The sequence below is a fragment of the Nocardia ignorata NBRC 108230 genome (assembly GCF_001612905.1).
Lineage (GTDB): Bacteria > Actinomycetota > Actinomycetes > Mycobacteriales > Mycobacteriaceae > Nocardia > Nocardia ignorata.
The window spans coordinates 12,645-24,967 of sequence record NZ_BDBI01000026.1; the positions used below are offsets into that span (position 1 = coordinate 12,645).

A 12,323-nucleotide genomic window follows, 5' to 3' on the forward strand; every position below is an offset into this window, starting at 1 on the left:
ACGGTGACGATGATCGCGATCACCGTTGCCTCGGCGTCGGTGTCGGCGGGGGTGGCCGCCGCGGAAGAGGTCACCCCCGTCGCACCGTCGACACGCGTGGCCATCGATGCCTGTCCTGCGTTGTACGCCTTGGGAATTCAGGGCACGGGGGAGTCCTCGCCCGATGCCGCGCCGAGCACCGACACCGGCATGCTGAGCACCGTCTTCCGGCCGTTGTTCGCCGCGGCCGCCGAACCGGGACTCGTCGACCGCGCCTACGTCCCCTACGAGGCGGGCTTCGGCGGTGCCGTTCCCGGCGGAGCCGTGCCCTACACCGAATCGGTCGACGGGGGCCTCGAGCGCTTGCGGTCGATGGCCACGCAGGTAGCTCAGCGGTGCCCGGACTCGCGCATCGCCGTGGTGGGGTATTCGCAAGGCGCCCATGTGGCTTCGCTGTTCGCGCAGGAGGTCGGTTCCGGCACCGGCGTGCTGCCCGCCGACAAGGTCGCCGCGGTCGCGCTGTTCGCCGATCCGACCCGGGGCGAGAACGCGCCGCTGTTCCCGGGCGCGCCCGACCGCGCCACCCCGCTCGCCGCACCCGGCACCGACGGCACCGCTGTCGCCGACCTCGGCGAGGTTCGTCAGGCCCCGGCCCCCGGCGGCGGGCTCGGTTCCCGCTACGACCGGGCGGGCGACTACGGCAAACTCACGGGTCGCGTCGCAAGCTTCTGTGCCACAGGCGATCTCGCGTGCGACGCACCGCAGAACGCGCCACTCATGCGGGCGGTCACCAGCCTGGTGAGTCAGGTGAAGCTGTCCGGCGGCGACCCCATCGGTTCGCTGGTCTCGATCGCGCAGGCGCTGGCCTTCACCTCGATCAAAACCGCCTCGACCGTGGTGAACGAGGACATCGCGGGCAGCACGCCGGCCGATGTGTCGCTCTCGCCGAAGAAGTCGATCTCCCAGCGTCTCGCCGACGCCGCCGACCCGCGCGCCACCCTCGACGTGAACGCCGCGTTCCAGGCGCTGCTGAAGGTGGGCATGATCGGCCTCAACTCCGTCGCGACCGTGGTGAAGACCGTGCTCACGCCGGCGAGCATCGCCGAACTGGCCACGGCGGCACTGTCGAACCCGCTCGCGGGGCTCACGCTGCTCGGGACGAAGCTCGTCGGCGCCGTCGCGCAACTGATCCCGCCGACCACCGGCGTACGCCTGGTGAACGAGGCCTTCACGGCGGTGGCGCAGAACATCACCGACAACCGGGAACTGCTGGACGTGACCACCTGGGTGCGCTACTGGGACTCCATGCAGCGTCACGTCGCCTACTCCCAGATCGGGGTCGGCGCCCAGGGCGCGACGCCAACCCAGTACGTGGCCGACTGGTTCGCCGCGATCGCCCGCGACGTCGCGGCAACCTCCGGGCGCGGCGCGACACCGCTCGGTGGGCCCGACACGCCCGACCCCGGCCTGTTCACCGGCCGAACCGGCGAGCCTACGCCATCGAAACCCGGTCATGGGGGACAATTTCCGTTCGGGACAGGAGCCGATGGCGCCTCATCCGGCGGCGCGACGACTCCGCCTGCCGCGACACCCGAACCATCACCTACCAGACTGTTCTCAGTGAACTGAGTACCGAGAGGTATCGATGCGAATCCATGTGCCCGGCGTAGCGGAAAGGGGGGAATGTTGAAGTCGTACAACGAACTGTCGCGCTGGTACTCGGCGCTGGAGCCGGAAACCGACACGGCCGACCCTGCGCGCCAGGACACCACCGAGCAGGTGGCGGGCGACGACGAGGCCCCCGCCCGATATTCGCAGCGCCCCGAGCGCATCCCGACGGCCGACCACCCGGCCACGCCCGTCGAGCGCTCCGGACAGCCCTGGACCAAGCCGGCCCCCGAAGTCGACGAAGCCTCCGCCGAGGACTTCACCGCCCGCGACTTCACGAAATCGGACCCGGGTGCCGACCCGGCACCGCGCTCGGCGGAGCAGGAAACGCCGGTGCGTGCCGAGGACCGCCGAGCCGGGTTCGACCCCACGCCCCGTACCGAGGACCGGCAGCAGGGGCACGATCCTGCTCCGGATCGGCACGCTGAGCACCATCCCGCCCCGATCGCCGAATTCCGGACGCGCGAGCGCGACTCGTTCGTCGCCGCCGATCGGGACCGTGCGCGCTTCGCCGAGGACGATTCCGAATCGCTCGCGGACCACACGACTCCCCGCGATGAACCGGCCGTCGACTATTACGCGGAGGAGCGCGAGCCGGCGCCGATCATGGAAACGCGGCCCTACGTGCCCGAACCCGTGCCGCTGGCCGAACACGCCGCGCGGCGCAGCGAATTCACCGGCGGCTGGTCGGACTGGGTGGAACACGCGCCGGGTCCCGACGACGACTACGACGCCGAACTCGTCCAGTTCCCGTGGGCCGATGCCGCCGACGACTACGACGAAGCGCATGTGCTCGAACCCTCCGGCGCCCTGCGTGAACGCCGGGACCGGCAGCGCAACCGCTCGTGGGTCGTGCTCGCGATCGCCGTGCTGGTGCTGGTGGTCGCCGCGACCGGTGTGATGTTCCTGCTGTTCGGACGCGGCAGCACCCACGCCGCGCAACCGGCCACCCCGCTGCACTTCACGGCGGGCAACCTCACCGCCGACGCCGGCGGCGCCTGCCCGACCGAACGCACCGAACTCGTGGTCCGCAGCGCCGAACCCGGCGGCACGGGCTCCGGCCCCGACGCGGTGCTCGCCTTCCAGTACGCCTACTACGTGACCCGATCGGGTGCCGAGGCGCGCGCGGTTGTCACCCCCGACGCCGAAGTGTCCTCGGCCGCGGTGATCCAGCGCGGCATCGATTCCATTCCGGTCGGCACGACGCACTGCGTGCGGATCACCACCATCGCCCCCGAGCGGTACACCGTTGAGGTCACCGAATTCCGGCCCGCGGGGGCGCCGGCCACCTACACCAAGCAGTTGGTGCGAACGACGCGCGTCGGCGATCGCACGCTCATCGCGGGCATCGCGGCAGGGTAAGGAGCAAGGCGATGACAGACGACTGGAGCCGATGGCTCGACGAGGCCCCCGAGGGGGACCCGTCGGACGACCTCGCGCGTGATCCGGCTCCGGTGGTGCGGTTGCGGCGCAGGGGCGGCGCGCGTTCCGGCGGGGCACGCAGGCCGATCCTCGTCGTCGGCGGCTGCGGCGGCGCGGGCACCACGACAACCACTCTCGGCCTGGCCGCCGCCTCGGCGGTCGACGGTGCGGTGACCGTCGCCGTCGACGCCACCGCCGCGGGCAGCGACCTCGCCCTGCGCGGCGCCGACAAACACCTGCACCCGGTGAACCTGCAGTCGTGGGTCTACGGGCGCGGCGACGACGAACCGGCCCCGATCGAGGACTGCCTGTCGCGGTCCACCTCCGGATTCGGGCTGCTCTGGCGCGACGCGACCCCGCTGCGGCGGCGCGCGACATATCTCACTGTCGCCAGAGCATTGGACGCCGGTGGCTACACCGCCGTCTACGACGGCGGCAACCCGATTGCCGGACGGCAACTACGCCCCCTGCTCGACGACGCCGATATCGCGCTCGTCCTGACGATTCCGGCCCGGGTCGACGCCGCCAACCGGCTGCGGGTGACCCTGGAATGGCTCGACGACCACTACGGCGACGACGGCGCGGGAGTCGTGGCCGACACCACCATCGTTGTCTCCCACCAGTATTCGCAGGACGATTCGCGCGTTGCGGAGCATTTGCGCGAGCACTTGTCGGGGTGGGTGCGTGAGGTCGTCGAGATCCCCTACGACTCGCATCTGGCGCGCGGCGAACTGGTTCGCCACAGCGAGCTCGCCGAGGCGACGCGTGCGGCATATGGGAGCTTGCTCGCGGGAGTGGCATCATGACGGCAGCCATGAATCTACGTCGTCGTCGTGAACCGGACGCGCCCGCCGGTGTCGTCGCGCCGCCTGAATCGTTGCGCGCCAAGATCTGGGAGCGCCCGGTCCCCGGGGTGGGACGGGCGCCGCTGGTCTGGTTGCTCGGCGTGCACGGTGGGGCAGGCGCCACCACGCTCGCGCATGTCCTCGCGCCCGCCGCGGACGCCCGTGGCCGCTGGCCGGGTGTCTTCGATCGGGAATCGCCCTACGTGGTGCTCGTCGCGCGCGAGACCATCTCGGGACTCACCCGTGCCCACGATCTGCTGCGCCAGCATCACGCGGGGCTGGCCGGACCGTCGCTGGTGCTCGGTCTGATCACCGTCGCCGCGCGGCCCGGTCGGATGCCCGCCGAGATCCGCCGCTACCGCGATGTGGTCGGTTCGCTGGCCGGGCACGTCTGGCAGGTGCCGTGGTTCGAGGAATGGACTCTCGTCGAATCCGAGGCACTGCCGGTGTGGTCCCCGGGCGACGAGGTGGTGGCCCGCAAGCGCAGGCCGGACCCGCTCGAAGAGGTCCCGATCGAGATCGGTGAGCTGGGAACCGATCTGGTCGCCGCCATCAGGACAAGCCTCGGTTCGCCGATCTCCTCGGCGGCGCAGCGGGGTCGATCATGACGGCCGGGCGCGTCGGCCGTCTGTGGTGTACAAACGTGTGTCGGCGTCGAAGTGTTTGTGGCACAACACCTTTACAGTGGGAGAAAGGCACCCGATGAGCATGCTCCTCCTCGCCGTGCAGGACACGTACGGCACCGTGCTTGCCCAGGTCGGTAACCCGACCCCGGAAGCTCCCCCCGGCTCGGAGAAAATCCTGCAGCTGGTGCGATACCTCACCTGGTTCGTGCTGCTGTCGGGTATCTGCGGCATCACCTACGCGGGCGGCAAGTTCGCGTGGGAGCGCTGGACCGGCGGCGGCCTCGAGTCGCCGAAGATGGTCGCAGGCGCGATGATCGGCGGTGTCGTCGCCACCAGCGCGGGCACGATCATGAACGCGGTCATCGGTTAGTGATCGCCGTGCTCGCCTACAAACAGATCCCGGCCGACGTGCTCGCGCCGCTGATGCAGTTGCTCAACTGGCTGCTGTGGTTCGTGCTGCTGTCGTGCCTGGCCTGGATGATCCTGTCGGCGGGTCGGCTGTGGATCGCGTTCCGCAGCGACCTCGCCGTCAACGATGCCTCACACGGTGTGCTCATGAGCCTGATCGGCGCCGCGGTCGCCAGCACCGCGTCGGCGATCGCGCTGGCATTCCTGCCGGCGTGAGGCAGCGGACGACGAAGGCACGACCATGAATTCCACAGTGACACGACCGGTGCTGGTCGGTATCGCCCTGCTCACCGCCGCAGCGGGTTGCGGTGAGCAGGACGCGGGCCCCGATCTGTCCTCGGCACCGACCGGTGTGCGCTGGCAGCACTACCAGGGCATCGCCCTGCCCCACGCCGATCAGGGGCCCGCCCAGCTACAGCAGGGCGCCGCAATCGGATTCGAGAACTCACCGCGCGGGGCGGGGCTGGCCGCACTCACCCACACCATCCGGCTGTCGGTGGCACCCGACGACGACTGGGCCACCGTCGTCAACCGGGGCCTCGTCCCCGGACCGGCACGCGACGAGTGGGCGATCAACCGGGTGCAGCTGTCGATCACCGGGCCCGCCGCGCCCGAGTACGCGCCGAAATTGTTGGGTTACAAAATCACCGAATACCGTGACGAGCAAGCCCGTGTGGACGTCTACACCGAGTACTCGGACAGCTCCCGCGCGGTGAACCACACCGCGGTGAGCTGGTACGGACAAGACTGGCGACTGCGCTTACCCGACCCGGAGTCCACCACCCGACCCGTCGACGCGATCGACGAATTACCACCCGACATCGTGACATTGGAGGCACCGCAGTGAGCGAGAAGGAGGCGTCGACGCGCGACCGCGCGTCGTTCGGCATGATCGCCTCCGGTGCCCTGCTCGCCCTCATCCTGGTCGTCGGCGCGGTCGTGTACTTCACCAGCAGCGGCGAGGGGGAGATCGACGCCGGTCCGCCGCCACCGCAGGCGGCGGGCGGTACGGGCTTCGCCGAACCGGAGGTCGACCTGTTCGGCAGGCGCGTCGACGTCCCCAACAACCCGGCCGGGCAACCGCTGGCCCAGGACCCGAGCACGCGGCGCACACCCGACGACCCGGACTGGCTCACCGCCGCCCCCGCGGGCACCACGAAACCGCACGGATGGCAACGGGTCTACGGCGCGTCGGTGCCGTTCTCCACCTCCGACGGACCGTCACGGATCGAGGCCGGGCTGGCCGTGGGCTACGCGCACACCCCGCAGGGTGCCGCGCTGGCCGCCGCGCAGATCACCTACCGGCTCAACGCCAGGCCCGCCGATCGCGACCTGTACGTGACGCAGCTGCGGGTGAGTTCCACCCAGCTGGCCGCCTACGACTCGGCGCTGGCCGCCGACAAACTGCCCGAGCAGCAGCCGGAGAAGGTGACGCGCTACTTCGTCGCCTCCGACGCCTTCCGCATCGATGACTACGCCGACGACATGGCGATCGTGCGACTGGCCTCGCGCGGTCCGGTGGTCGACGGTAAACAGCTGTACGCGGCCATGCGGCTGATCGTGGTGTGGGACGACGGTGATTGGCGGCTGAAACCGTCGACCACCACCAACAACCGGACCGAATACGTGGAATCGCTGGCGGGGTGGACGACATGGTGACCAACCATCGAGGGGTGCCGACAATGCTGAGGCGGATCGTCACAATATTCGCGGTGATCTTCACCGTGATGATCGCGACCCCGACCGTGGCCTACGGTCAGACCTACGGCTTCGACGAGGCGTGCAACGAACTGCACGACACGCTCGACAGCGTCGCCATTCCCGGTGTCTCGCTGGGTGATGCCGCGTCGGCGGTCTGCAAGGCGGGCAATGCCGCCACGCATCCGGGTGATGCCGCGACGGCGGTCAAGGACAAGGCGTGGGACTCCACCTTCGGCAAGGTGGTCGACTCGCTGATGAAGGGTCTCGGTGAGGCGCTGATCCTCGCCCTGACCTTCTGGATGAAGGTGCCCAACGAGGCGGTGAGCGACTCGGGCGCGTTGTTCACCAAGATCAACGACTACACGTATCAGATCCAGATATTGCTGTTGATCGCCTCGGTCATCATCACCGGTGGCAGATTGGCCGAGGCCAGACGCGGCGCGGCCGTGAGCGAGGCCGCCGAGTCGTTCCGGCTGTTCGCCCGCGTGGTGTTCAGTTCGTGGATGCTCGGCGCGGTGATCGTGGCGGGTACGCGCGCCTCGGACAAGTTCTCCGAGTGGATCATCGCCGACGCCACCGGCGGCAACGCCAAGAACATGGCCGAGCTGATGGTGAAAACCTCGAAGCTGCAAGCGTTTTCGCCGGGTCTGGTGCTGATCATCGCGATCGTCGGCCTGCTCGGCGCGCTCGCCCAGATCGTGCTCGCCATCGTGCGCCAAGGTCTGCTCGTGGTCGCGGCGGGTGTGCTGCCGCTGGCCGCGGCGGCGTCGGCGACCAGTACCGGCAAGCAGTCGTATCAGAAACTGGTCGGCTGGATCATCGCGTTCATGCTGTTCAAACCGGTGGCGGCGATCGTGTACATGATCGCGTTCACCACGGCGGGGCATACCGACGAGACCACCGCCTCGGGTGGGCTGCCCAGCGGTGAGGACGCCCAGCGGATGCTGGTCGCGCTGGTGCTGCTGTGCAGCGTGGCGTTCGTGCTGCCCGCGCTGATGCGTCTGGTCGCGCCCGCCGTGGCCACTGTCGGTACCGGCGGCTCGGGTCTGATCGCCACGGGTGGTGTGGCGCTCGGTGCGATGGCGCTCGGCGCGGTCGGCACCAAGGCCGTGGCCGCGCGACCCGTCGCGGCACCCGGCACGGCAGGCTATTTCGGCAACCAGGCAGGCGGGGCCGGTGGCGCGGCCGCCCAGCGCGGCGGCGCTCCACGACCCACGCCGCCGCCCCGCGGTGGCGGATCCGCGCCGCCACCGGCCAGTTCGGGATCGGTGCCCTCGGGCGCGGCCCGCAACATGGCCGCCGCCCGGGCCGCGGCGGCCTCCACCGCCCGCGCCGACGAACGGGCCGGCGACGTGGCCGGTGACCGCTGGGCCAACCGTTCACCCGACCTCGGCAGGAGCACGATTCCGCGATGAGCACCTCCGCGACCGACACCTACGAGCGCCGCTCCTACGGCCTGTGGCAGAAACCGCGCAGCGCCGGCCTTTTCGGCCTGCGCTGGGAAGAGACCGTCATCGGTTTCGTCGTGGTGATCACGGCACTGGTCTGTGCGATGGTCGGCGGATTCAAATGGGGTTTCATCGTCGGCGGCCTCGGCGCGCTGGTGATGGTGCCGCTGGTGTGGCGGACGGGGGGCCGTTCGGGCTATGAGACGGGACTGATGATGTTCAACTGGATGCGTTCGCGCCGCAACGGCGAGCACGTGTACCGCGGTGGCCGGTTCTCCCGGATCCCCGGCGGCGTCACGAAACTGCCGGGGCTGCTCGCCCCGTCGAAGCTCTACGAGGGCATCGACGCGGGCGGCTACCACTTCGGGATGATCCACCTGCCCGCCTTCGCGCAGTACACGGTGGTGCTGCGCGCCTGGCCGCAGGGTCACGAGGCGGTCGACCAGCCGGTGATCGACCGCTGGGTCGCCGCCTGGGGCACGTTCCTGGCGTCGGTGGGCCAGACCAGCGACATCGTCGCGGTGGTCCCGGTGATCGACACCGTGCCCGAGACCGGTAACCGCCTGCTCAACGAGGTCTCCACGATCACCCGGCCGGAAGCCCCCGATCTGGCCCAGCAGGTGATGTACGAGCTGGCCACCGAATTGCCGCAGGAGCGTGTGCAACTGCTGCCGCGCGTGGCGATCACGTTCAAGGCGACCACCGCCGAACGCCGCAAGAACCCGGCCGAAGAGGCTGTGGAGATCGGGCGACGGCTGCCCGGTATCTGTGCGGCACTGGCCGAGGCGGGCGTGCGGGCGCAGCCGATGTCGGCCGAGGAGGTCATCTCCTTCATCCGGCGCAGCTACGACCCGGCATCCCAGGCCGACCTCGAGGTGGCCGCCGCCGACCCCGGCGGGCACGGCCTCGGCTGGGACGACGCGGGCCCGGTGTCCTACGACGAGAAGTGGGACCACTTCATCCACGACGGCGGCCGCTCGGTGACCTGGGAGATGGACGCCGCACCGGAAGGCGCCGTGGACGAACGGGTGCTGCAGCGGTTGCTCGCGCCGAATCCCGAAGTGCCACGCAAACGCATCGCGATCGTCTACCGGCCGCATTCGGCCGCCGACGCCGCCGAGATCGTCGACGACGACTTCAAGAACGCGCTCGTCGCCCAGCAGAGCGAACGCGGTGTGGTGTCGGCGGCGGCCACGCTGCGCGTCGGCGCGACCCAGCAGGCGCGCGAGGAACAGGCGCGCGGTCACGGTGTCACCCGGTTCGGCGCGCTGGTGACCATCACCGAACCGCTGCGCGGTGACCTGCCGCGCATCGAGGCCATCACGCGCGACCTGTCGACACAGGCTCGCCTCAAGATCCGCCGGTGCTACCGGTACCAGTCCGCGGCGTTCGCGGCCTCTCTCGGTTGCGGTGTGATCCTGCCCGAACACGCGACCATTCCGAAGGCATTGGCGGGGTGAGGCGATCATGGGACGCGACTACGAACCCCCGGTGCGCGACCGCGACGACATCGCGTTGCGCCCGGTCCACCGGCCACCACGCATCCGCGGCGAACGCGAGCCACGCCCCGCGGGGAGCACGTCGCGCGTGAGCGACGACGTGCTCGGCCTCGACGAGCGCACCGACCGCGACGACCCGTCGCGGGGCTCCCGCGCGGGTGAGGAACGTTCGGCGGGGGAGCGCAGGTCGCGCGAGGATCCGACTAGGTCGGATCGCGAGCGAGCCCGTGGCGCGGATCAGCGCCGACCGCGCCCCGATGATGGGCGCGGGCGGCGGGATGACGAGATCCGTGGCCGCGGCGACGATGTGCGTGGGCGCGGGGACGACCTGCGTGGGCACGGTGCGGATCCACGTGTGCGCGGTGACGAGTTGCGTATGCGTGAGGGCACGCGCGGCGGCGACCGGGATCGCGGCGAGCGGCGGCGCGGAGCCGGGGAGCGGCGGGGCCGTGACCCGCGTCGCGACGCCGAGCGGCGTCGGATCAGCGGTCTGCGCGACGAGGACCACGGGCCTCGACTGGAACACGAACGCCCACAACCAGATTCGCCGCGAAGGACGAAGCAGCCCCCGAAGCTGAAGAAGCAGCGTCCGGCCAAGGTCGCGCGCCCCACCAAGGCAGCGCGTCCGATCCGCCCCGACGACGCCGCCGACCGCGCCATGGGCGCGGGGCGTTCGGCGCGGTCGAAGGCCAAACCCGAACGCCGTCAAGGCCCCCCGCTGCTCGACGACGCCACCCGCGCCCGCTACGAGATGATCGCGCGCGAACAGTCCGGTCTGCGCGCGGCTTGGGCCACCTTCCGCATCCACACCGACGACTTGCGCCGCAACAACGCCCAGGCTCGCACCGAGGCCGTCGTCAAGGACGGATTCGACCGTACAACCGCCGAATTGACCGACCGGGGCTACTCGGGCGCGGGCGGCGGCAAGATGAACGTGGTCGGCCGCCCCGTGGAGTACCGGGCGACCACCGCGCAGGTCGCGGGCCTGTGGCCGTGGTCCGTCGGCGCGGGCGCACCGCTGATCGGCACCCCGCTCGGTTCGCATCTGCACACCGGCGCCCCGGTGTGCTTCGATCCGATGAACTGGTTCATGCGCGGCAGTTTCATCACCGCGCCGAGCCTTTTCGTACTGGGGCTCAACGGTTTCGGTAAGTCCTCGCTGGTGCGCCGGATCGTGCTCGGCGGCATCGCCCAGGGCATCACCCCGCTGATCCTGGCCGACGTGAAACCCGACTACCGCAAGATGGTCGAACTCGTCGGCGGACAGGTCATCGACCTCGGCTACGGGCACGGCAAACTCAACCCGCTCGCCGCCGGTGTGCTCGGCTCGGTGGTGCCGCGGCTGGAGGAATTCCCGGCGCTGCAACTGCAGGTGCTCCAGGATCTGCGCGCCCGCCAGGTCACCCTGATCGCGGGTCTCGTGGAACTGGTCCGCGGCGCTCGGGTGGCGGACTTCGAAGAAACGCTCATCGCCACCGCCCTTCGCATCCTGTACCAGCCGGGCAGCGGCTACGCCCCGGACAAACCGCCGATCATGGAGAACCTCCTCGAGGTGATCGTCGCGGGCGGACCGGAACTCATGCTGGACGCGGGCGCCGACGACGAGGACGAATACGCCCACGCCATCAAGCATCTGCGCCGCTCGCTGCGCGCGCTCACCCAGGGCCCGTTCGGCGCCATCTTCAACGGCCAGACCAGCGTGCCCATCGACACCGGCGCCGTCGCCGTGTGCATCGACGTGTCCCACATCCCCACCGGCGACAAGAAGCTCAAAGCCGCCGTGATGCTGGCCTGCTGGGCCGACGGCTTCGCCTCCGTGGAGGCGGCACACGTGCTCGCCGACGCGAAACTCGGCCCGCAGCGCTACTTCCAGGTGGTGATGGACGAGCTGTGGCAGGTGCTCGGGCTCGGCGACTTCATGGTCGACCGCGTCGACGAGCTGACCCGTCTGCAACGTGGTCTGGCGACCGCGCTGATCATGATCAGCCACACCATCAAGGACCTGCAGGCGCTGGGTTCGGATGCCGCCATCGCCAAGGCCATCGGCTTCTTGGAACGCGCCCGCGCCAAGATCTTCGGCGCCCTGCCCGCCGAAGAGATCTCGCGACTGGATTCGACGGTGCCGTTCACGGCCGCCGAACAGGAGATGGTCACCGGATGGTCGGCGCCGCAGGCGCTCACCGGTGAGGCGCTCAAACCGGGCCAGCAGCGGCCGTCGCCGCCGGGTACCGGCAAGTTTCTGCTGAAGATCGGTGAGGATCGCCGTCCCGGCATCCCCTTCCACATGGAGTTCACGGTGTCGGAGAAAGAAAGCGGAATCCACGACACGAACCAGCGGTTCAGCGAGTTCGGCGACCACCCGAGAGGCCAGGCACCGGAGGAGGACCAACCATGATGCCGCACCGGTCCTACCGCCGCGTCTCGCCCGAGGTGCGCAACGCCGCCGTCGAGCAGGTCATCGCGCTCACGGACAAGCTGCGCAGCGAGTCCGAGGCGTGCCGGGTTGTCGCCGAACAGATCGGCGTGCACGCGAACTCGGTGCGCAACTGGGTGCGCGCGGCCGAGGGACCGAGCCTGGACCGGATGGACGCCACCGCGTTGCGCCGCAAAGTGGTGCTGCTGCAGCAACAGCTGGCCGCGGCCGCCGAGATGAACCGCACCCTCGCCGACACGCTCAACGAAACCCGGCGCCGCACGTGAACACCGCCGCGGCGGACGAGCCTGTCC

12 protein-coding genes are annotated in these 12,323 nt (G+C 70.1%); all 12 read left to right on the plus strand.

All coding sequences use genetic code 11. The features are described 5' to 3' along the window. Positions 1-9: 9 nt before the first annotated feature. On the plus strand, positions 10-1,608 hold the full coding sequence (locus tag NI2_RS21740) for a cutinase family protein (protein ID WP_067493508.1): 1,599 nt from the start codon (positions 10-12) through the stop codon (positions 1,606-1,608). Between the two features lie 54 nt (positions 1,609-1,662). Then, a complete protein-coding gene (locus NI2_RS21745) occupies positions 1,663-3,009 on the plus strand; it encodes a DUF8176 domain-containing protein (RefSeq protein WP_067493510.1) in 1,347 nt (448 codons plus the stop codon). A gap of 11 nt (positions 3,010-3,020) precedes the next feature. Then, positions 3,021-3,875 (plus strand): MinD/ParA family ATP-binding protein, encoded by an 855-nt coding sequence (locus tag NI2_RS21750; protein ID WP_067493512.1) that lies wholly within the window; start codon positions 3,021-3,023, stop codon positions 3,873-3,875. Further along, positions 3,872-4,522, plus strand: coding sequence for a hypothetical protein (locus NI2_RS21755; RefSeq protein ID WP_067493514.1), 651 nt, complete (start codon positions 3,872-3,874; stop codon positions 4,520-4,522). The genes NI2_RS21750 and NI2_RS21755 overlap by 4 nt, the downstream gene beginning before the upstream one ends. A 94-nt stretch (positions 4,523-4,616) precedes the next feature. After that, positions 4,617-4,910 carry a hypothetical protein gene (locus tag NI2_RS21760; protein WP_067493819.1) on the plus strand — a complete coding sequence of 98 codons (294 nt, stop codon included), beginning with the start codon at positions 4,617-4,619 and terminating at the stop codon, positions 4,908-4,910. Next, positions 4,910-5,164, plus strand: coding sequence for a hypothetical protein (locus NI2_RS21765; protein WP_067493516.1), 255 nt, complete (start codon positions 4,910-4,912; stop codon positions 5,162-5,164). The genes NI2_RS21760 and NI2_RS21765 overlap by 1 nt, the downstream gene beginning before the upstream one ends. Before the next feature lie 25 nt (positions 5,165-5,189). Next, complete coding sequence (locus NI2_RS21770; RefSeq protein WP_067493518.1) at positions 5,190-5,795, plus strand: DUF8175 domain-containg protein; 606 nt, start codon at positions 5,190-5,192, stop codon at positions 5,793-5,795. Further along, the gene (locus NI2_RS21775; protein WP_067493520.1) at positions 5,792-6,607 is read left to right on the plus strand and encodes a DUF8175 domain-containg protein; all 816 of its coding nucleotides are present in this window, start codon (positions 5,792-5,794) and stop codon (positions 6,605-6,607) included. The genes NI2_RS21770 and NI2_RS21775 overlap by 4 nt, the downstream gene beginning before the upstream one ends. 53 nt (positions 6,608-6,660) lie before the next feature. Continuing rightward, positions 6,661-8,064 carry a hypothetical protein gene (locus NI2_RS21780; protein ID WP_255284032.1) on the plus strand — a complete coding sequence of 468 codons (1,404 nt, stop codon included), beginning with the start codon at positions 6,661-6,663 and terminating at the stop codon, positions 8,062-8,064. Then, positions 8,061-9,557: an SCO6880 family protein gene (locus NI2_RS21785; RefSeq protein ID WP_067493522.1), complete on the plus strand. Its 1,497-nt coding sequence runs from the start codon at positions 8,061-8,063 to the stop codon at positions 9,555-9,557. Before NI2_RS21780 ends, NI2_RS21785 begins: the two co-directional genes overlap by 4 nt. Positions 9,558-9,564: 7 nt before the next feature. Then, entirely contained in the window at positions 9,565-11,991 is a 2,427-nt protein-coding gene (locus NI2_RS21790) for a hypothetical protein (RefSeq protein WP_084476597.1), read from the plus strand. Continuing rightward, on the plus strand, positions 11,988-12,296 hold the full coding sequence (locus NI2_RS21795; RefSeq protein ID WP_067493524.1) for a transposase: 309 nt from the start codon (positions 11,988-11,990) through the stop codon (positions 12,294-12,296). Before NI2_RS21790 ends, NI2_RS21795 begins: the two co-directional genes overlap by 4 nt. Positions 12,297-12,323 lie beyond the last annotated feature (27 nt).